Source organism: Bacteroides uniformis, assembly GCF_025147485.1.
Lineage (GTDB): Bacteria > Bacteroidota > Bacteroidia > Bacteroidales > Bacteroidaceae > Bacteroides > Bacteroides uniformis.
This window is the reverse complement of sequence record NZ_CP102263.1, coordinates 4,312,290-4,333,760: the sequence shown is the minus strand read 5'-3', so window position 1 is coordinate 4,333,760 and position 21,471 is coordinate 4,312,290. Positions and strand designations below refer to the sequence as shown.

At 45.3% G+C, this 21,471-nt stretch carries 19 protein-coding genes; 16 read left to right on the top strand and 3 right to left on the bottom strand.

Features of this window, described 5'->3' with window-relative positions; translation table 11 throughout:
- Nucleotides 1-19: 19 nt before the first annotated feature.
- From NQ510_RS17640 to metH, 7 genes are all read left to right on the top strand, one after another.
- Nucleotides 20-1,714, top strand: a complete 1,695-nt coding sequence (locus tag NQ510_RS17640; RefSeq protein WP_005831842.1) for a tetratricopeptide repeat protein — start codon at nucleotides 20-22, stop codon at nucleotides 1,712-1,714.
- A 141-nt stretch (nucleotides 1,715-1,855) separates the two neighbouring features.
- A complete protein-coding gene (locus NQ510_RS17635; protein ID WP_005831840.1) occupies nucleotides 1,856-2,278 on the top strand; it encodes a DUF3244 domain-containing protein in 423 nt (140 codons plus the stop codon).
- Between the two features lie 29 nt (nucleotides 2,279-2,307).
- On the top strand, nucleotides 2,308-3,456 hold the full coding sequence (locus NQ510_RS17630) for a hypothetical protein (protein ID WP_229031918.1): 1,149 nt from the start codon (nucleotides 2,308-2,310) through the stop codon (nucleotides 3,454-3,456).
- A 92-nt stretch (nucleotides 3,457-3,548) separates the two neighbouring features.
- Nucleotides 3,549-4,421, top strand: coding sequence for a hypothetical protein (locus NQ510_RS17625; protein ID WP_005831838.1), 873 nt, complete (start codon nucleotides 3,549-3,551; stop codon nucleotides 4,419-4,421).
- A gap of 7 nt (nucleotides 4,422-4,428) precedes the next feature.
- The gene (locus NQ510_RS17620) at nucleotides 4,429-5,001 is read left to right on the top strand and encodes a Yip1 family protein (protein WP_005832772.1); all 573 of its coding nucleotides are present in this window, start codon (nucleotides 4,429-4,431) and stop codon (nucleotides 4,999-5,001) included.
- 8 nt (nucleotides 5,002-5,009) lie between these two features.
- Nucleotides 5,010-5,462 carry an SsrA-binding protein gene (smpB, locus tag NQ510_RS17615; protein ID WP_005831836.1) on the top strand — a complete coding sequence of 151 codons (453 nt, stop codon included), beginning with the start codon at nucleotides 5,010-5,012 and terminating at the stop codon, nucleotides 5,460-5,462.
- A gap of 1 nt (nucleotide 5,463) precedes the next feature.
- Nucleotides 5,464-8,229: a methionine synthase gene (metH, locus tag NQ510_RS17610; protein ID WP_005831833.1), complete on the top strand. Its 2,766-nt coding sequence runs from the start codon at nucleotides 5,464-5,466 to the stop codon at nucleotides 8,227-8,229.
- A 40-nt stretch (nucleotides 8,230-8,269) separates the two neighbouring features.
- Here the strand turns inward: metH and NQ510_RS17605 are convergent, their stop codons facing one another.
- Nucleotides 8,270-9,688, bottom strand: a complete 1,419-nt coding sequence (locus tag NQ510_RS17605; protein ID WP_005831831.1) for an MltF family protein — start codon at nucleotides 9,686-9,688, stop codon at nucleotides 8,270-8,272.
- A gap of 55 nt (nucleotides 9,689-9,743) precedes the next feature.
- Nucleotides 9,744-10,355 (bottom strand): uridine kinase, encoded by a 612-nt coding sequence (udk, locus tag NQ510_RS17600; RefSeq protein WP_005831829.1) that lies wholly within the window; start codon nucleotides 10,353-10,355, stop codon nucleotides 9,744-9,746.
- 102 nt (nucleotides 10,356-10,457) lie between these two features.
- Between udk and NQ510_RS17595 the strand changes: the two genes are divergently transcribed.
- The 4 genes from NQ510_RS17595 to NQ510_RS17580 all read left to right on the top strand — a co-directional run bounded on the left by NQ510_RS17595 (nucleotide 10,458) and on the right by NQ510_RS17580 (nucleotide 14,432).
- Nucleotides 10,458-10,766, top strand: a complete 309-nt coding sequence (locus NQ510_RS17595) for a Dabb family protein (protein WP_008665385.1) — start codon at nucleotides 10,458-10,460, stop codon at nucleotides 10,764-10,766.
- Between the two features lie 17 nt (nucleotides 10,767-10,783).
- Nucleotides 10,784-12,817, top strand: a complete 2,034-nt coding sequence (locus NQ510_RS17590) for a protein-disulfide reductase DsbD family protein (RefSeq protein WP_005831825.1) — start codon at nucleotides 10,784-10,786, stop codon at nucleotides 12,815-12,817.
- Between the two features lie 62 nt (nucleotides 12,818-12,879).
- Complete coding sequence (locus tag NQ510_RS17585) at nucleotides 12,880-13,539, top strand: CatA-like O-acetyltransferase (protein WP_016272851.1); 660 nt, start codon at nucleotides 12,880-12,882, stop codon at nucleotides 13,537-13,539.
- A 230-nt stretch (nucleotides 13,540-13,769) separates the two neighbouring features.
- Entirely contained in the window at nucleotides 13,770-14,432 is a 663-nt protein-coding gene (locus NQ510_RS17580) for a DUF2490 domain-containing protein (protein ID WP_005831821.1), read from the top strand.
- A gap of 27 nt (nucleotides 14,433-14,459) precedes the next feature.
- On the opposite strand, the gene NQ510_RS17575 is transcribed toward NQ510_RS17580, so the two are convergent.
- Nucleotides 14,460-15,563 carry a DUF4421 domain-containing protein gene (locus NQ510_RS17575; protein ID WP_005831819.1) on the bottom strand — a complete coding sequence of 368 codons (1,104 nt, stop codon included), beginning with the start codon at nucleotides 15,561-15,563 and terminating at the stop codon, nucleotides 14,460-14,462.
- 160 nt (nucleotides 15,564-15,723) lie between these two features.
- Here NQ510_RS17575 and NQ510_RS17570 point away from each other — a divergent pair, with 160 nt between their 5' ends.
- From NQ510_RS17570 to hisB, 5 genes are all read left to right on the top strand, one after another.
- Nucleotides 15,724-16,215, top strand: a complete 492-nt coding sequence (locus NQ510_RS17570) for a PaaI family thioesterase (RefSeq protein ID WP_005832726.1) — start codon at nucleotides 15,724-15,726, stop codon at nucleotides 16,213-16,215.
- A gap of 362 nt (nucleotides 16,216-16,577) precedes the next feature.
- Entirely contained in the window at nucleotides 16,578-17,429 is an 852-nt protein-coding gene (hisG, locus tag NQ510_RS17565; RefSeq protein WP_005831815.1) for an ATP phosphoribosyltransferase, read from the top strand.
- Nucleotides 17,430-17,630: 201 nt separating this feature from the next.
- Entirely contained in the window at nucleotides 17,631-18,923 is a 1,293-nt protein-coding gene (gene hisD, locus NQ510_RS17560) for a histidinol dehydrogenase (RefSeq protein ID WP_005831813.1), read from the top strand.
- Nucleotides 18,924-18,989: 66 nt separating this feature from the next.
- A complete protein-coding gene (gene hisC / locus NQ510_RS17555; protein WP_005831811.1) occupies nucleotides 18,990-20,030 on the top strand; it encodes a histidinol-phosphate transaminase in 1,041 nt (346 codons plus the stop codon).
- Nucleotides 20,031-20,214: 184 nt separating this feature from the next.
- The gene (hisB, locus tag NQ510_RS17550) at nucleotides 20,215-21,363 is read left to right on the top strand and encodes a bifunctional histidinol-phosphatase/imidazoleglycerol-phosphate dehydratase HisB (protein WP_005831809.1); all 1,149 of its coding nucleotides are present in this window, start codon (nucleotides 20,215-20,217) and stop codon (nucleotides 21,361-21,363) included.
- The last annotated feature ends 108 nt before the right edge of the window (nucleotides 21,364-21,471 follow it).

Here is a 21,471-nt window from a genome sequence, read left to right as displayed (position 1 = left end):
TCTATCTGAAAGCTAAAATATGCGAGCTATGAATGCCGGGATGAAAAATGGAATTAATTTATTGATGATTCTTGTATTGTTTATCTCATGTGTACAAGAAAAAGAGGACGATAATGTCTTAAGCCGTGTGGAAGCGTGTATGGAATTATTTCCTGATAGTGCCTTGTCGCTTCTGAGTCAAATTGATTGTCCCGAATGTTTGAGAGGACAACAGAGAGCAGATTATGCTTTGCTTTTAACGCAGGCTTTGGATAAAAACTATTTGGATAGTTTGCAGTCAGACTCATTGATAATGATAGCGGTAGAATATTATAAACAGGAAGGTGATAAATTGAAGGCAGGGAAGGCTTACTTTTATTATGGAAAAGTGATGTTGTTAAAGGAGCGCTTCTCAGATGCTATGCAGGCTTATCTGGAAGCATCGAGTCTCTTGGAAGAAACTAGGGATTATAAAGTACAAGGGATGGTCTGGGAATATATAGGGTATTTGAACTCGGTTCAAGGATTGTATGAAAATTCTATAGACAATTTTAAACATTCTATCAGGTACTATGAACTGGCGAGTGATAGACGTCGTATTTTATATGGTTATAGGAATATGGCAAGAGGCTATTTTTCGGTACATCATAATGATAGTGCAGGTTGGTATGCTGAAAAAGGGCTTGTGTTGAGTGACACTGTTAGTGGTATGAAGGCATCTTTTCTACATTTATTAGGACTTATTGCCAATAATGAAAAACGATATCCACAAGCAATAGAGTATTTTTCAAATGCAATGGAAGTTTGTGATAATTTAAATGATAAATATCGTTATAGTTTGTCTTTGGGACGTGTTTATTCTGAAGTAGGTCAAAAGAAAAAAGCTGAAGATTGTTTTGTTTCTTGTATCAATGCAACTAATATTTTTGTGTCTTCGGGTGCATATTACTATTTGGCTGATATGCATAAAAAAGATGGTAATTATTTGAAAGCGTTTTTGTATAAAGAGAAGTCTGATTCATTATTAGAGGTGACTCGTAATGCTGAACTGCAAAAGCAGTTGTTGGATTTGCAGAATAAGTATGAAAATGATAAGCTTATTTTGGAAAATAAACAGATAAGGCTGGAAAATGAGAAACAGACTTATTTTTATTTGTTTTTATTTGTATTCATATTAGGGTTGGGCATCATCGCTTTCTTTCTGGTTAGGAAAAGGTATCGAACAAAATTGTTGCGTAATGTCGAGATTATTGGAAATAATAATGCAATTATTAATAGATATGCTTGTAGAATTGCAGAATTGGAGAATGTGAGCTTACAGGAACGTCAGGCTAAACAAGAGGAAATAGGAATCCTGAATAGAAAAATCCTTTGTTTAATAGCAGAAAATAAGCGAGTATGTGAGAATTCGAGTGTTGACGCCTTGTTTGTATTAGAGGAATTGAAGCAAGGAAATTTGATTATTAGTAATATGACTATTGCTGAACGGCAACATATATTTGACTTTTTGGATTTGGTTCATGCGAATTTTATTACTCGACTTAAACAAGAGTTTGATTTAACAAAAAATGAATTATTGTTGGCTGCGTTGCTGAAAGTGGGATTCTCTAACAAGCAATTAATGATTGTTTTTGATTGTGAAATGAAATCCATATATAAAAACAGACAAAGACTAAAAGCAGATTTAGGACTTACTAAGAATGATTCTTTAGAGCAAATGATAATGATGTATTGAGAAAAAAACGTTTTTTGTCCTATATGTTTCTTTGTAATGTGTTGATATGTATTTTGTTACCTACCCTATTTTGTCCGCATAGTTATTGCTGAATTATTGTTGAATAGTCCCTAATTTTGTATAAATAAAAAATGAAAGACTATGAAACTGAGAATTATCTTATCTGTATTGTTGCTATTTTCTTTATTAAAGGTCGATGCTAATTCTTTGGCCAATAAAAGTATTGCTTCTGGAAGGGTGGCAGTCTTTTTGTATTCAAATGATATTCCTTTTGAAATTCTGACTACGGGAAAAGAAGATGGAAGCCGTTCCGTTGTACCATTAGTACCATTTGTTGTATTCGTCGATGACTTTAATTATTTCATAGAATTGGATTTTATAGAAGGAATCGGGGTTGTGGAAATTGTCATTTCTCAAAGTGGTTCTGTGATTTATTCTTCTTCTGAGAATATTTTATCTCCCCTTCGGAAATATTTGCAACTTCCTTTCGGAGTATCAGGGGAGTATTGTATAGAAATTAAAGGAGATAATGGGGCATATGTATATGGCTGTTTTGAATTATGATATATTGTTAACTAAAAAATGTAATGGTTATGAAGAAGATTTGTTTATTATTGGTAGGAGTGTTAGCTCTATTTTCTTGTGAGCAAGAGGAATTGGGTGATTTTATAGATAATGATTTAACTCAATTGCAGACAAGAGCGGCTAGCTCAATTGCAGATTTTGACCCGATAAGTGAACTCGTAGAAATTCCTGTGAACATTTTGAATGTTGGTAATGTAAGACAAAAGTATCTTTCGTGTGAGGCAAAAGGTACAGATATTAGTTTAGTAAATAAGGATGATGGTACTTTTAGGCAAAGGTGGTATTTAAGGAATAGTTCTATAATATCGGCAGGAGGTAATAAAGGAATTACGGCTAATACTTATGGGGTTATAACTTCCAATACAGATTTACCTTCAGAAAAGCCTGACCATCTTAAACTGTCTTATTGGGCAAAATCTAGTTTTCCTTTGCCGGGCTTTAATTTTGATTTTGGTACAAATGCTACTTGTATGATATCAAAGTTGTGGATAAATAGTGGTATGTTTGCTAGTTGTTATTTGTGGTCTGAATCTTCAACATCCACTTCTATAAAGCTTAAAACTGATAATTCTTCAAATTTAGCTCAGTGGCAAATAGTTCCTATCGGTGAATATGAACTTGTAAATTTGGAATATGTACGGACTACAGTTGACAACTTTGAACCTACAGAAGTGATTTGTGACCATGATGAATATACAAATGAACATTTAAGCGTTGATACATGGAACTATTCTTTATCTACAAGCTATACAGAAGAATCCAATTTTTCAAAAACAGAAGGGGTAAGTGTCACTATATCAGGAGGATTGAGCGTGGGTATACCTAATGTGTTAGGAGATGATTCTTCGCTTGGAATTAATGTTTCTGTACAGCAACAGACAAATAAATCTTGGACTTATGGTACACGTGATAGTAAAACGGTAACAAAAACAAGAACTGGACAAATCCCGATTCAACCAGGTGAAACTGTAAAACTTGATGCGGTGTTAATCATGTACAAAGGTAGTTTGACTTACGTTGCTACATTAAGGAAAATAGGGGATACTAAAACGTTTAGAGTTAAAGGAAAATGGAGTGGAGACTGCTTTTCTTTTTTCAAAGCTAGAACATATAATCCAACAACAGGGAAATTGGTAGGAGAATATGTTTTAGAATAATGTGATTATCTAAATTATGGTTGTTTATAAATGTTAAATAAATATTGGGGCTTGCAGTATTTAGATTAATCTTTCATTTAATCTTAAAAACAATGAAAAAACGAGGAGAGTGCTATATTACTCAATTCTTTTATCTAAATTTGCAAACTCTAATATTTATAGGAAAGATGAAACAATTAAAATTCTTGATGGTTGCCTTGACATTGTTGATGGGCATTGCGTTTACTTCGTGTCTGAATTCGGATGACGGAGAGTATGATGACATTTATGGCATGGTTTTAGTGAATAACTATATGGGATTACTCTCTTTTGAAGATGCTGCGGGTAACACTTATCAACCTACATCGGCTTCTGTTACTCAATTTGAGGCAAATTCGAGTTTGAAGATTTCAGATTCTCGAATGGGAATCATCTTAGGAAAGAGCATAGAACCTGAGACGAATGAAAAATCTAAAACTACTAACTTCACTTTGAAGAATTTTCAGCCTATTTCTTTTGCAAACGCTGTCGTATCAATGACAGCAGAAAGCTTGGTTGTTGATGCGCCGGAAACAGCACCGGTGATAACTTTGAAATTGGAAAATGGGTCAGTTCAGCCATTTTTGTATAACAAGGATATACTTGTAACTCCTATAGCTTGGAGACTGCAAAATGACAACGATAAGTTTAAGATGCATAAATTTGCTTTAGCTTGTGTACTGGATGAAATTGAAGCAGGGGCCACAGACCTTGTTTTCTATCTACGTCATGATAAGGGTGCTGATGATAAGACAGATGTTTATTATTCTAATTGGTATGGGTATGATATAAAAAATGCTTTAGAAAGGTTTAAAGAAAAAGCAGGAAATCTTCCTACTAAATTAGTTATTAAGTCGCATGAAAGTGGAAATAATAGCAATACAGAAATACCGGAAAACTATACGGAATATACTGTAGAATACAAAATTGCGTCTACTAATCAATAAATTGATATTGAATTACAAAGATTTATTTCATATAGCAATACTACTGATTTCCTCTCCGGCTCGTGCCTGGGAGGAAATTAGTTTAGAGGATAGGCGAAAAGTATTTACTGCTTTTGTCTATCCTATGATTGGTTTATGCGGGTTGTCCGTTTTCATCGGCTCTTTGATGAAGATGGGATGGGACGGGCCGCAAAGCTTTCAATATGCCATGACACAATGCTGTGCGGTGGCTGTATCCTTGTTTGGAGGATACTTTTTGGCAGCCTATCTCATCAACGGGTTGCGTGTCCGCATGTTTATGCTGGACAGTGATATTCCTTTGGCGCAACAGTTTGCTGGTTATGCACTGGTAGTAGTGTTCATGCTGCGGATTGTTATTGGCATATTGCCTGATTTCGGCATTATGGCTCTGTTGCTCCAATTCTATATCGTGTATGTTGTGTGGGAAGGAAGCAAAAAGGTGATGCAGATAGCGGAAAAAGACCGTTTGCGTTTCACCATTCTTTCTTCTATTTTGTTAATAGCTTGTCCGGTGGCCATTGAATGGATATTCAATAAGCTGACGGTAGTGCTAAACTGATAAATGTTATGAAACAAGCTCCTGTAAATATAAAGAATAAGCGTGCTACGTTCGATTACGAACTGACGGACACCTATACGGCTGGCATTGTGCTTACGGGCACAGAAATCAAGTCCATCCGGTTGGGGAAAGCAAGCTTAGTCGATACGTTCTGTTACTTTGCCAACGGCGAATTGTGGGTGAAGAACATGCATGTGGCCGAATACTTCTATGGTTCGTACAACAATCACAATGCACGCAGGGAGCGCAAGCTTTTGTTGAATAAGAAGGAACTTGAAAAACTGATGCGCGGCACGAAAGATCCGGGTTTCACCATTGTTCCCGTGCGCTTGTTTATCAATGAAAAAGGGCTGGCCAAACTTGTGGTGGCACTTGCCAAAGGTAAGAAGCAATATGATAAGCGCGAATCACTGAAGGAAAAAGATGACAAACGCGATATGGCGCGTATGTTTAAAAGATAATATGAGTAAACTTGGTAGTTTGGTGCGTGAGCGCATCCTTATTCTGGATGGTGCAATGGGCACCATGATACAGCAATACAACTTGACAGAGGAAGATTTTCGGGATGAACGCTTCTCGCAGATTCCCGGACAGATGAAAGGTAACAATGACCTGCTTTGTCTGACACGCCCCGATGTGATACAAGACATTCACCGCAAGTATCTGGCGGCAGGTGCAGATATTATCGAAACAAATACATTCAGTTCCACCCGCGTCAGTATGGCCGATTATCATGTGCAGGACTATGTGCGTGAGATGAATCTTGCCGCAGTGCGCCTGGCACGCAAAGTGGCAGATGAGTTTACTTCTCTTACTCCCGACAAACCCCGTTTTGTGGCAGGCTCCGTAGGACCGACGAACAAGACCTGCTCCATGAGTCCCGATGTGAACAATCCGGCCTTTCGTGCCTTGAGCTACGATGAACTGGCCGATGCCTACCGTGAGCAGATGGAAGCATTGCTCGAAGGTGGTGTGGATGCTTTGCTGATAGAAACCATTTTTGATACGCTGAATGCCAAGGCTGCTATTTTTGCCGCCGGGCAGGCGATGGAAACTGTAGGAGTTCATGTACCCTTGATGCTCTCTGTGACTGTTTCTGATATTGGAGGGCGTACTCTGTCGGGACAAACTTTGGATGCTTTTCTCGCCTCCGTGCAACATGCCGATATTTTTTCAGTTGGGTTGAACTGCTCCTTTGGCGCCCGCCAGCTGAAACCTTTCCTGGAGCAGCTTGCTGTCCGTGCACCTTATTATATCAGTGCTTATCCCAACGCCGGACTGCCCAACAGTTTGGGCACATACGACCAGACTCCTGCCGATATGGCACATGAAGTAAAAGAGTATATCCATGAGGGATTGGTGAATATTATCGGTGGTTGTTGCGGAACGACAGATGCCTACATTGCCGAGTACTCCTCGCTGATTGCCGGTGCAACGCCCCATCAGCCGGTTCCCAGACCGGAAAATCTTTGGCTCTCCGGGCTTGAACTTCTGGAAGTGAAGCCGGAAAATAACTTCGTGAATGTGGGTGAACGCTGTAATGTTGCGGGTTCGCGCAAATTCTTGCGTCTGATTAATGAAAAGAAATATGACGAGGCGCTCAGCATTGCCCGCCAGCAGGTGGAAGACGGTGCGCAGGTCATCGATATAAATATGGACGACGGACTGCTGGATGCTCAAGTGGAGATGACGGCTTTCCTCCATCTGATAGCTTCGGAACCGGAGATTGCCCGTGTTCCCGTCATGATAGACTCCTCTAAGTGGGAAGTGATTGTGGCCGGATTGAAATGCTTGCAAGGCAAGTCCATCGTCAACTCCATCTCCTTGAAGGAGGGGGAAGATAAATTCCTGGAGCATGCGCGTACCATCAAGCAATATGGTGCGGCAGCCGTGGTGATGGCTTTTGATGAAAAAGGGCAGGCAGACACGTACGAACGTAAGATTGAGGTCTGCGAACGGGCATACCGTCTTTTGGTGGACAAGATAGGTTTCAATCCCCATGATATAATTTTCGACCCGAATGTACTTGCCGTGGCAACCGGTATGGACGAGCACAACAATTATGCTGTAGACTTTATCCGTGCCACCGGATGGATACGCAAGAATCTGCCCGGTGCGCATGTCAGTGGAGGAGTGAGTAACCTTTCCTTCTCTTTCCGCGGCAATAATTACATTCGCGAGGCGATGCATGCCGTATTCCTTTACTATGCCATCCGCGAGGGCATGGATATGGGTATCGTCAATCCGGCTACCTCCGTTCTTTACACCGATATTCCCGCTGATATATTGGAGCGCATAGAGGATGTGGTCTTGAACCGTCGTCCCGATGCTGCCGAGCGCCTGATAGAAACTGCCGAACGCTTGAAAGCGGAAGCAGAGGCGGCAAAAACTTCTGGAGGAGAGCGGCAGGCTGCCGCCCATTCCCAACTTGCCTGGAGAGAGGGGACTCCTGTGGAAGAGCGGTTGAAGTACGCCTTGACAAAGGGTATCGGCGATTATCTGGAAGAAGACCTTGCCGAAGCGTTGAAGCTGTATCCCAAAGCTGTTTCTATCATTGAAGGTCCGTTGATGGCAGGCATGAATCATGTCGGCGACTTGTTTGGGGCAGGCAAGATGTTCCTGCCGCAAGTAGTGAAGACGGCGCGCACCATGAAGAGGGCGGTTGCCATCCTCCAGCCCGTAATCGAGTCGGAGAAAGAAGAAGGTGCGACTGCTGCCGGGAAGGTACTACTGGCTACGGTGAAAGGTGATGTGCACGACATTGGCAAAAATATAGTCTCGGTAGTAATGGCCTGCAACGGGTACGATATAGTGGACCTTGGCGTCATGGTGCCTGCCGAAACCATTGTACAGCATGCCATAGAGGAAAAGGTAGACATGATAGGATTGAGTGGCTTGATAACCCCTTCGCTGGATGAAATGGTGCATGTAGCCATTGAGCTGGAAAAGGCAGGTCTGGACGTTCCTCTGCTGATAGGTGGTGCCACGACTTCACCGCTTCACACAGCTCTGAAAATTGCTCCGGTCTATCATGCTCCCGTAATCCATCTGAAGGACGCTTCACAGAATGCTACAGTAGCAGCCAAGCTGATGAATCCTAAGACAAAGGAGGAGCTGGAAGAAGAACTGCATGAGAAGTATCGGCAGTTGTGCGAAAAGAACCGGGAGAAACAAGTGACAACCGTTTCCCTGGAAGAAGCGAGAAAGAACAAACTGAATCTGTTTTAAATAGGAAGGAAAATAAGGATTAGGGATTAATCCTTAATCCCTATTTTTTTATCTTTTTCTTGTATTGCTCGAAGCGTGACGTAATATCCCTTACGAAGTTATAAGTTTCGATGCCACGGAAATAGCCGTTTTTGCAGACGGGGTCGGTGAAGTATTCCTCATTGCTTTTTAGCAGAATGAAGTTTTCTACATTATCACGCCAGACATATTTGTTTTTGCCGTATTTTTCGGCCAGTGCCATGGCATCCAGCACATGGCCGATACCGGAATTATAAGATGCCAGCACAAAGTTGATGCGTTCTTCCTGGGGTATCTTGGAAAAACTTTTGGCTGTGGCGCCTATGTATTTCACGGCAGCCTTTATGCTCTCTTCAGGGTTCTGTTCCTTTCCTTCGGGTAGCCCCATAGCCCTGGCTGTGGCAGGCATCAGTTGCATCAGCCCCCTGGCACCCGCCCAAGATACGGCAGTGGAGTCGAAGTTGGATTCTGTATACGCCAGAGACGCCAGCAGACGCCAGTCCCAGTCTATTTCGGGAGCATATTTCTTGAACAAATCATCGTAATGGGAAATTTTTCCTTCGCGCAGGGAGAGGATAGGAGAGTGGGGAATGGCCTTGCCGATTTCAAAATATCGTTTCATACTTGCCGTATAGGCAGGTGAAGTCATATTCTCCTCGTGCCATTTGTTGGCGGCGGCTGCCAGTTGCGGACAGTCTTTCCGGACTGCCCACGATGCACGCTGGTCAAAGCTGATGGAGAGTCCGATATTCAGGTTGGGGTAATAGGTCGTATTAAGCTGTGCCACATCATTGTCTGCTACGGTATAGGGGATTTTCCCTTGTGCCACCTGGGTGATGAGGTCTTCTGCACTGATACTGTCGTTGGTCACTTTATGGATGTGGATACCTCCTCCGAGCTCTTCATCCAGATTGACCAGCCGTTCATAATATTTTCCCGGCTTTACATATACATCTTTCCCGATGAGTTCCGTTACGTCTTTCAGTGGTTTGGTGCGTCCGCCGTTACGTTGCACGATGACTTGGTGCGTGATGACCTCTTCGCCGCAATAAAGCAGGCTGTCTTTCCATTCCTTGGTGATGGGAAGGTTGTAGGCAATGAGGTCTCCCTTGCCTGCCTGCAACTTCTCTATGAGTTCGTGCACATTCCGGGCTACCTCTATTCTCAGCTTCACTCCCAGGCTCTTGGCAAACTGTTCGCTCAGCTCATACTGGAATCCCATGTCCTGGCCACGGTAGATGAAGTAGGAAGTGGAGCTGTACAGTGTCAATACGACCAGTTCTCCGCTGTCCTTAATCTGTTGCAGGTCATCCGCTTCTTCTTTTTCGGCAGGATGTCCTCCACGGCATCCTGCGATGCAGCACAACAACAGCAAGATAATGGGGACGGGAGAATTGATAAAGGATGATTTATGTCTGGCGAAAGAAAACAGGCTGTTCATATCTCATAGGGTTTAGTGCGTTCTTAATCCTCCATTATCAATTCTCCATTACAAATTAACTCCCCAAGTGCTTCTTGATGTACATGGTCAATATATCAATGGCCACCTGGTTGTTTCCGCCTTCCGGCACAATGAGGTCTGCATATCGTTTGCAGGGCTCTATGAATTGCTGGTGCATGGGTTTCAGTATGCGTGTATAGCGTTCCATAACGGCTTCGGCCGTACGTCCGCGTTCCACTACATCGCGCTGGATTACACGAATCAGGCGTTCGTCGGGGTCGGCGTCTACAAATATCTTCAGGTCCATCATGCTTCGCAGCTTCTTGTCGCACAAGGCAAGGATGCCTTCAATGATGATGACTTCCCGGGGCTCGATATGGATGGTTTCGGGCTGCCGGGTACACGTCAGGTATGAGTAGGTGGGCTGTTCTATGCTTCTTCCTTCGCGCAGCATGGCGACATGCCTGGAAAGAAGGCTCCACTCGAAAGCGTCGGGGTGGTCGAAGTTGATGTTCTGCCGTTCTTCCACGGGCACATGGCTGCTGTCCTTGTAGTAAGAGTCTTGTGGCAACAATACCACTTCACCAGCCGGTAGGCTTTCGATAATTTTACGTACGACGGTGGTCTTTCCCGAGCCGGTTCCGCCTGCAATTCCTATTATTAACATCCGTTTAAGTGTATATTTGAAACAAAACCAGTATTTTTGCAGTTGTTAAAACAGCCGCTTAGGCTGACAAATATAGTGATAAATCATTTAAATGGCAAAGTTATGGTAAAGCACATTGTATTATTTAAGTTAAAAGATGAGGCACCGGCTGACGAAAAGTTGGCTGCGATGAACAGTTTCAAGGCAGCTATCGAAGCGCTTCCGGCTAAAATATCCGTTATCCGCAAGATTGAAGTCGGATTGAACATCAATCCTGCCGAGGCTTGGAGCATCGCTCTTTACAGTGAGTTCGATACGTTGGATGACGTGAAATACTATGCTACCCATCCCGACCATGTAGCTGCCGGCAAGCTTATCGCTGCTGTGAAAGAGAGCCGTGCCTGCGTGGACTACGAGATAATTGAAAATTAAAAATTAAATCAGAGAACATGAAGAAATTACTGTTCCCTTTCGTTCTGTTGCTCTTCGCTGTGGCGGTGCAGGCACAGATACAAGACCCCGTCAAGTTCAATTCCGAACTGAAGATTTTGGCTGCCGATGAAGCGGAGGTCGTTTTTACGGCTGCTATTGACAAGGGCTGGCATGTCTATTCCACCGACTTGGGCGATGGAGGGCCTATCTCGGCGACTTTCAATGTGGAGAAAATCTCCGGAGCGGAAGTGGTGGGCAAACTGAAGCCCGTAGGCAAGGAAATCTCTACTTTCGACAAGTTGTTCGAAATGAAGGTGCGCTATTTTGAGAATACGGCGCAATTTGTGCAGAAGCTGAAGTTGACGGGTGGCGCTTATCAGATAGAAGGCTATCTGGAATATGGCGCTTGCAACGATGAAAACTGCCTGCCGCCCACACAAGTTCCTTTCAAGTTCTCCGGCAAGGCAGAAGGGGCTGCCAAAGAAGCTGCCGCCGCTGCCGCTGAAACGAAAGCCGAAGAACAGCCCGCAAAGCAGGAGACTGTCTCCGGCACGGCTCCCGTGGCTGCCATCGGCGGTGCGGACGGGCCGACGGAAATCAAGGTGGCGGACAAGGTGGACCTATGGAAGCCGGTCATCAGTGAACTGAATTCTTTGGGCGAAACCACTTCGCAGGAAGACATGTCCTGGATTTATATTTTCATTACGGGATTTGCCGGCGGGCTGCTGGCGCTCTTCACCCCCTGTGTATGGCCCATCATCCCGATGACGGTCAGCTTCTTCTTGAAGCGTAGCAAGGATAAGAAGAAAGGCATCCGTGATGCATGGACGTATGGTGCTTCCATCGTAGTGATTTATGTGACGCTCGGACTGGCCATTACGCTGATTTTCGGAGCCAGCGCACTGAACGCACTCTCTACGAATGCAGTATTCAATATCCTTTTCTGCTTGATGTTGGTTGTGTTTGCGGCTTCCTTCTTCGGAGCGTTCGAAATAACGTTGCCCTCCAAATGGAGTACGGCCGTAGACAGTAAGGCTGAGGCCACAAGTGGTCTGCTCAGCATCTTCTTGATGGCGTTTACCTTGTCGCTGGTATCTTTCTCCTGCACGGGACCTATTATTGGATTCCTGCTGGTTCAGGTTTCCACGACGGGCAGCGTGGTAGCTCCCGCTATTGGCATGCTGGGCTTTGCCATTGCATTGGCATTGCCTTTCACGCTGTTTGCCTTATTCCCGTCCTGGTTGAAGTCCATGCCCAAATCCGGTGGATGGATGAATATCATCAAGGTGACGCTTGGCTTCCTGGAGCTGGCTTTTGCCCTGAAGTTCCTTTCGGTAGCCGATTTAGCTTACGGTTGGCGCATCCTCGACCGTGAAACGTTCCTTGCTTTGTGGATTGTACTTTTTGCACTGCTTGGTTTCTACTTGTTGGGCAAAATCAAGTTCCCGCACGATGATGACGATTCAAAGGTTAGTGTACCCCGTTTCTTTATGGCGTTGGCCTCACTGGCATTTGCGGTGTATATGGTTCCTGGTTTGTGGGGAGCTCCGTTGAAAGCTGTCAGTGCCTTTGCGCCGCCCATGCAGACGCAAGACTTCAATCTTTACAATAATGAAGTGCATGCCAAGTTCGATGATTACGACCTCGGTATGGAGTATGCCCGTCAGCATGGCAAGCCCGTGATGCTCGACTTCACCGGTTATGGTTGCGTGAACTGCCGTAAGATGGAGCTTGCCGTATGGACAAACCCGAAGGTGAGTGACATTATCAACAACGACTATGTGCTTATCACGCTCTACGTGGACAACAAGACCCCGCTTCCTTCTCCCGTGAAGATTGTGGAGAACGGCACGGAACGTACACTGCGTACCGTAGGCGACAAGTGGAGTTATCTGCAGCGTGTCAAGTTCGGTGCCAATGCGCAGCCCTTCTATGTGCTGATTGACAACGAAGGCAAGCCGCTCAACAAGTCCTACTCCTACGACGAGGATATTCCCAAATATATTGAGTTCCTGCAGACCGGACTGGAGAATTATAAGAAAGAGAAATAAATAGAATCGGAGAAAGGATGCTTGTAAAAGGGCATCCTTTTTTCACAGAATCCCCTTTTTGTATGAAACACATTATAGATATTGATGCCTGGGAACGCCGGGACAACTACGGTTTTTTCCGCAGTTTTGTCAACTCCTGGTATTCCGTTACCACAGAGATTGACTGCACGGAAGCCAGTGCCGCCGCCCGGGCCGCGAAGCGCTCCTTTTTCCTTTATTATCTGTATGCTGTGGTGCGTTCGGCCAATGAAGTCGATGAACTCCGTTACCGTACCGACAAGGAAGGCCGGGTTGTTTTTCACGACCGGGTGGACATCATTTCTCCGATAGCCGTTCCTGGGAAAACATTCTATACCGTGCGCATTCCCTATTACGAAGACTTTGAACGTTTCTATGCCGAAGCCTACGCCTTGATAACAAACATGCCCGAGGACGGTGACCCTTATGGAGCCGAAAAGATTCTTGCCGAGCAAGGCGATTACGATGTGGTCCATCTGAGTGCGGTTCCCAAAATGTATTTCACCTCGATAACCTATACACTTGCCGAAGCAGGCAACGGTTGCAGTTATCCGTTGATGACTGCCGGCAAGGCCGTATCTCGTGAAGGCCGTCTGGTATTTCCTCTTTCCATTTATGTGAACCATGCTTTTGTCGACGGTTCTCATTTGACCTCCTTCTTCGGAAAGGTGGAGGAGTATTTGAAAGAGATTTCACATAAATGAATCACCCCAAATAAATAATCTATGAAACGCTTATAAGGGTGTTTTTTCATGCTACAAATATATATATATATGATGCCATACATATATGGCAACTTTGAGTTGTTTTTTGTATCTCGGTTTCTGTTTTTTAAGTATCATTGAAAAATCGGAAATGTGCAGACAAGATTTGTAGTATTACAGAATTGTTACAGAATTTATCCTTACCTTTGACACTTTAACAGAATAAGCGTATGGTAAGTAATATATCTTCATGCACGAAAGTACTTGTTTTGCCGATAGTTCTATGGGTTGTTTCGTCTTTTTCCCTGCGGGCGCAGGAGAAGGATTTTGCCACTTGGGCGAATGCCGGTTTCGAATATAAGTTGAAGCCGGCATTTACTGTTTCCGGTGGGCTGGAGTGGCGTACAAAGGATGATTTGGGAAAGACAGACCGGTGGGGGCTGAAGGTGGGGGGAAGCTATAAGCTGTTGCCTTTCCTGAAGCTTGGAGCTGGGTATGAGACGCATTACCGCAATCGGGGGGCAGATGGCTGGAAGTTCCGGCACCGCTACCGTTTGGAAGGCACTCTGTCTGCCCGTGTGCAAAGGGTGAAACTGTCCTTGCGTGAGCGCTTTCAGCATACGTTCGATGGGCATAGAGATGAGTTCCGCTTGCGCTCGCGTGCGAAGTTTGCCTATGACATTCCGAAGTGCAAGCTGGAACCGTATGCTTCGGCCGAGATGTATAATGGTTTGAATAAGACAGAGCACTTCGGAGTAAAGCGGATGCGCTATCGTGGGGGTATTACGTTGCCCTTGTCCGAGCGCTGGGAGGCAGACATCTTCTATTGCAGGCAATGGGAGAAGGATAAGCGGAAGGATATAGTAGGGGTGGAGTGTGTTTATAGCTTTTGAGGGGAGATGAGGGCTGAAAGCCTTTTTTTACTTTTTGTTCTTCCGGTACTCCTTTTTCAGATAAAAGTTGAATCCGGCATATATTTGGAGGGTACCGAACCCGTTGTTCAGGGAGAAACTGTTTTTGTAGTAGTCGTATGTCCGTCCTACGAATGAGGTACCCACGAAGTATTTGCTGTTGTTGTATACCACACCTGCACGCAGAATGAAGTCGATATTGAAATTCTTGTACCAGTCGTCCGCTTCCCGCTCTTCTGTCTTCTCTATGCGTGATGTCTTGTAGGCGACAGCCGGATTGAACGACAGGCATGCGAGGCAGTTGCGGGCAAACACCCAATTGTAGGCATAGCCGGCGTTGAGGCTGATGTTCGTGTATTTGATATGTTTCACCTTCATACCCGGGTTCATGGTTTCCTGAATGATTTCGGGCAGCTTGGTATAGTCGAAGTTCAGATTGTGGGTGGATACGGAGAATCCGGCAATGAAAGAACCTGCATTGCAGCGCTGGTTGGTGGACTGGCTGAAGGCGGCTGGATAGGAGAAACGTCGATTGTTGAAAATGTAATACAGATTTAATCCCTTCATCTTTACTTTCAATCCGTTGAAGTCTTCGGAATAATTGGAGGGAATCTCGTCGGAAAAGCCGGATACCTTGTGTATCTTATAGTCGTTTCCGGTGCTGCGATAGAAAATGTCGACTCCCAGTTTGGAACTGTAAAGACTGAGATCAAACTCCGTACCGCGCTTTTTCTTGCTTTTCTTTCCGTAGAGCCAGTCCGTATCGACAGCCCATCCCAGGAATATCCAACGCCATCCGAAGTAAGCGCCTATCTTGTTGTGAGGGTTGGGCGAGAAACGGAGCCGCTGGTCGTCATTGCCCACGGAGTAATACTCGTAATTGGTGAAATGGTCGAGCATCAGGGCGTAATTGTATCGGTTGGGACTGATATAGGTAGTGTCGAAGTCGCTGAAGTTGAGGAATTTCTTCAATGCTTTTCCGAAGGTGTTTTTATATACGATGCTGTCGCATGCGACAGAACCGTTCTCCTTGTTTTGCGCAAACAATGAGAATGTAAATAATATCCATAAGCAGAAAAAGGCCCCTCTTTGCATCTTGTTGTTCTCTCTCATTTATACAAAGCTAAATAAAATAACCGGTTTTTGAACAGTATCCCGCTAATTTTTCTCTGAAAAAGGCATCAATAATTTGTAGTTCTCAATCGGAATGACTAATATTGAACGTCTTATTGAGAGACTTTATGAATCAAAACCAGATAAAGAAGAATACGATATGAAGAAGATTATCAATCCGTGGAAAGATATGGAGGGCTACAACTGTTTCGGTTGCTCTCCTGACAATGAAGCCGGTGTGAGAATGGAGTTTTATGAGGACGGTGACGAGGTGGTGAGCATCTGGAAGCCGCGTCCGGAGTATCAAGGGTGGCTGAATACGTTGCATGGAGGCATCCAGTCCGTATTGCTGGATGAAATCTGCGGCTGGGTCGTGTTCCGCAAGCTGCAGACCGGCGGGGTGACATCGAAAATGGAAACCCGCTTCCGCAAATCCATATCGACCAACGACACGCATGTGGTGCTGCGGGCTTCGCTTCGCGAGCAGAAGCGGAATATTGCTATCATAGAAGCACGCCTGTATAATAGCATGGGCGAACTTTGCACAGAAGCCACTTGCACCTACTTTACCTTTCCGAAGGAGAAGGCGGAAGCGGAAATGCATTTCCATAGCTGCGAAGTAGAGCAGGAGGAAATATTGCCGTTGATTTAATTGTTTCACCACAGATTACACAGATTTGCATAGATTGGAATAAAAATAATCTGTGCAAATCTGTGTAATTTGTGGTGAACTAAGATGAATTTGAAAGAAAAAATAAACTTTTTGTGATAAATCTTTTGGAGTTTCAAACTTTTAGTTTACTTTTGTCGCATTAAAATCCAAAAAATATGAAGAATATCGTTGCACATCATCACCATCATCATCCTAACGAATAACTCGGTGGGCGTATGAGTGTATATGTACAACAGATGACATAACAGACGAGGCTTGCCGAATATTGGTAAGCCTCGTTTTGTTTTCTGTCATCTCATTCAAAATAGTAAATAGTAAATCGTAAAATAGTAAATAACCTTATGTTAAGAATTGCAGTACAAGCTAAGGGTCGTCTGTATGACGAGACCATGTCGTTTTTGGGAGAATCGGATATAAAGTTGAGTGCCATGAAGCGCTCGTTGTTGGTGCAGTCGTCAAACTTTCCTCTTGAAGTGTTGTTTCTGAGGGATGACGACATTCCGCAGTCTGTGGCTACCGGAGTGGCTGATATAGGAATTGTGGGTGAGAATGAATTTGTTGAGAAGAATGAGGATGCAGAGATAATCAAGCGTCTGGGATTCAGCAAATGCCGTCTGTCTCTTGCCATGCCGAAGGATATTGAGTATCCGGGGGTGAAGTGGTTTCACGGAAAGAAGATTGCGACATCTTATCCGGGTATCCTTTCCAGCTTTTTGAAAGAGAATGGGGTGAATGCGGAGATACACGTCATTACGGGGTCGGTAGAAGTGGCGCCGGGCATCGGTCTGGCAGATGCCATTTTCGATATTGTAAGTTCCGGTTCTACGCTGGTGAGCAACCGCCTGAAGGAAGTGGAGGTTGTGATGAAGTCCGAAGCCCTGCTGATTGGTAACAGGAACCTGAGCGAGGAAAAGCAAGGGATATTGAGGGAGCTGTTGTTCCGTATGGATGCTGTGAAGACAGCCGAAGATAAGAAGTATGTGCTGATGAATGCCCCGAAAGAGAAACTGGATGAGATTGTCTCTGTACTTCCGGGCATGAAGAGCCCCACGGTGATGCCTTTGGCACAAGAAGGCTGGTGCTCAGTACATACCGTACTCGACGAGAAGTGTTTCTGGGAGATTATCGGAAAGTTGAAGGCATTGGGGGCGGAAGGCATTCTGGTGCTGCCGATTGAGAAAATGATAATTTAAAGCCTCGAGGATGTGTCAAAAGTATATAAACGCTTTCTTTATGTTACGACATTAGGTGCGAATTACGCGAAATAGCGCGGATTCGGTAAAATAAATCCGTGAAATCCGCGTAATCAGCGCCTAAAAGAAAGTCTTCAGAGAGTTTTGACACACCTCCAATAATATCATGGTTTATGCATAAATCTTTAAAAACATGTCATTATGATATTGATTAGTAATCCCGATAAATCCCAGTGGCAAGAGATTCTGAAACGTCCGGTGATGAATACGGAGAATCTGTTTGATACGGTGCGGAGTGTTATTGACCGTGTGAAGGAGGAGGGAGACCGTGCTGTGCTGGATTATGAAGAAAAATTTGATAAAGTGGTGTTGGCCTCGCTGGCAGTGTCGGAAGAGGAACAGCAGGAAGCGGAAAACCTGGTGAGTGAAGACTTGAAAGCAGCTATTCGCCTGGCAAAGCAGAACATCGAGACTTTCCACGCCGCACAACGCTTTGAGGGCAAGAAAGTGCAGACTCAGCCGGGGGTGACCTGCTGGCAGAAAGCGGTTGCCATAGAAAAGGTGGGATTGTATATCCCCGGAGGAACGGCTCCGCTGTTTTCTACGGTACTGATGCTGGCCGTTCCCGCCAGGATTGCCGGATGCAAGGAGATTGTTCTCTGCACCCCTCCGGGACGTGACGGAAAGGTACATCCCGCTGTGTTGTTTGCCGCAAAAGTGGCAGGTGTCAACCGGATTTTCAAAGCTGGCGGCATACAAGCCATTGCCGCTATGGCATACGGAACGGAAAGTGTGCCTAAGGTTTACAAGATATTCGGTCCGGGAAATCAGTATGTCACGGCTGCCAAACAGCTTGTGAGCTTGCGTGATGTGGCGATAGATATGCCGGCAGGACCTTCGGAAGTAGAAGTTTTGGCTGACGAAACAGCTAATCCGATTTTTGTCGCCGCCGACTTGTTGAGCCAGGCAGAACACGGAGTGGACAGTCAGGCTATATTAATTACGACCTCTGTCGAATTGCAACAAGCTGTAAAGGTGGAAGTGGAACGCCAACTGGCCTTACTGCCACGTAAAGAGATTGCCGAAAAGTCTCTTGCCAATAGCAAACTGATTGTAGTGGACAGCATGGCAGAAGCCATTGAATTGACCAACGCGTATGCTCCCGAACATCTTATCATAGAAACCGAGGATTATCTTTCCGTGGCAGAACGTATCGTGAATGCCGGTTCCGTATTCCTGGGTTCTCTTACTCCGGAGAGTGCGGGAGATTATGCTTCGGGCACAAACCATACCCTGCCGACAAACGGCTATGCCAAAGCATACAGCGGTGTCAGCCTCGACAGCTTTATCCGCAAGATAACTTTTCAGGAGATAAAGCCGGAAGGATTAAATATCATCGGCCCTGCCATCGAGCTGATGGCTGCCAATGAACAGCTGGATGCGCATAAGAATGCCGTGAGTGTGAGACTGGGGCAGTTGGAGAATGAAAATTGAAAGTTGAAAATTGAGAGCTGATGGCTTAAAGTAATTTTAATCGTAAATTGTCAAATCATAAATAACATGGTGAAAACATTACAAGAACTTACCCGTCCGAATATCTGGCGTCTGAAGCCTTATTCTTCAGCACGTGATGAATATAATGGTGCTGCGGCATCCGTTTTTCTCGATGCAAACGAGAATCCTTATAACATGCCCCACAACCGTTATCCCGACCCCATGCAGCGGGAGCTAAAGACAGAATTGTCTAGAATTAAAAAGGTGAGTCCCGATTCCATCTTCTTAGGGAATGGCAGTGACGAAGCTATCGATTTGGTGTTCCGTGCTTTTTGTGAACCCCGTGTGGACAATGTAGTGGCTATCGACCCTACCTACGGCATGTATCAAGTCTGTGCCGACGTTAATGATGTGGAGTACCGCAAGGTGCTGCTCGATGAGGATTTCCAGTTCTCTGCCGACAAGCTTTTGGCTGCTGCGGATGAGCATACCAAACTGATTTTTATCTGCTCTCCCAACAATCCTACCGGCAATGACCTGCTCCGTAGCGAGATTGAAACGCTGATTCGCCAGTTTGATGGGTTGGTGATACTGGATGAGGCATACAATGACTTCTCCGAAGCACCTTCCTTCCTCGAAAATTTGAATCGGTATCCGAATCTCATTGTACTGCAAACCTTCTCCAAAGCATGGGGATGTGCTGCCATCCGTCTGGGCATGGCATTTGCCTCACCGGAGATTATCGGCATCCTCAGTAAGATAAAATATCCCTATAACGTGAACCAGCTGACACAGAAGCAGGCAGTGGAAATGCTTCACCGCTATTATGAAATAGAACGTTGGGTGAAGACCTTGAAAGAAGAACGGGAGAATCTGGAAGCCGAGTTCGCCGCACTGCCATGTACGGTGAAGATGTTCCCTTCCCATGCCAATTTCTTCCTGGCCCGTGTGACGGATGCCGTGAAGATTTACAATTATCTGGTAGGCAAGGGTATCATTGTCCGCAACCGTAACTCCGTGTCACTCTGCGGAAATTGCCTGCGGGTGACGGTGGGAACGAGAGGAGAGAATGAAAAATTGATTGAAGCGCTGAAGGAATATATGTAGAAGGAGTTAAAGGGAGTAAAAGGGGGGTAAAGGGATTAAAAGGGAGTTAAAGGCCGATACTGCTGTTCTATACAAGTAATGCTTATGCAAGCAGAACTACTGGCCTCTAACTCCTCTAACTCCTTCTACCTCCTTCTAACTCCCGATAACTCCCTTTATTCCCTCAAAAAAAATATCCTTTAAAATGAAGAAACTACTTTTTATAGACCGTGACGGGACTTTAGTCATTGAGCCGCCCATTGATTATCAGCTGGACTCCCTGGAGAAGCTGGAGTTCTATCCGAAAGTGATGCGCAATCTTGGCTTCATCCGCAGCAAGCTGGATTTTGATTTTGTAATGGTGACCAATCAGGACGGTCTCGGCACCGCCTCCTTTCCGGAAGAGACCTTCTGGCCGGCACACAACCTGATGATGAAGACATTGGAAGGCGAAGGCATCACCTTCGACGACATCTGCATAGACCGCAGCATGCCCGACGACAATGCACCGACCCGCAAGCCGCGTACCGGAATGCTTGCCAAATACCTCGATAACCCGGACTACGATTTGTCCCACAGTTTCGTCATTGGCGACCGGCCTACGGATGTGGAACTGGCAAAGAATCTGGGCTGCCGTGCCATTCTTCTGCAAGATGACACGGCATTATTGAAACCCGTTTCCGAAGGTGGCGGTGCCGCTTGTGACGGACTTGAAGATTACTGCGCCCTCGCCACCAGGGATTGGGATAAGGTTGCCGAATTCCTCTTTGCCGGTGAGCGTACGGCGGAAGTACGTCGTACTACCAAGGAGACAGATATATACGTATCCTTGAATCTGGATGGTAACGGGCATTGTGACATCGCGACCGGACTGGGCTTCTTCGACCACATGCTGGAGCAGATAGGCAAGCACGGCGGCATGGACCTCACCATCCGTGTGAAAGGCGACCTCGAAGTGGACGAGCACCACACCATCGAGGATACCGCTCTTGCTCTGGGCGACTGCCTTTATCAGGCCTTAGGAAGCAAGCGCGGCATCGAACGCTACGGCTATGCCCTTCCTATGGACGATTGTCTCTGCCAGGTGTGCCTCGACTTCGGCGGTCGCCCGTGGTTGGTATGGGATGCCGGGTTCAAGCGCGAGAAGATAGGCGACATGCCTACGGAAATGTTCCTGCACTTCTTCAAGTCCTTGAGTGATGCCGCCCGGATGAATCTTAATGTAAAAGCCGAAGGGCAGAACGAACATCATAAGATAGAAGGCATCTTCAAGGCGCTGGCACGTGCGCTGAAGATGGCGGTGAAAAGGGATATTTATCACTTTGAACTGCCAAGCTCGAAAGGAGTGTTGTAGAATCGTACAGACAACTGCTGCAAAGTTACTGCATACCTTTTGCAGAGCCACTGCAGATGTATTGCAGAGCTACTGTAGATGTATTGCAGAGTTTTGCAGTTGTATATC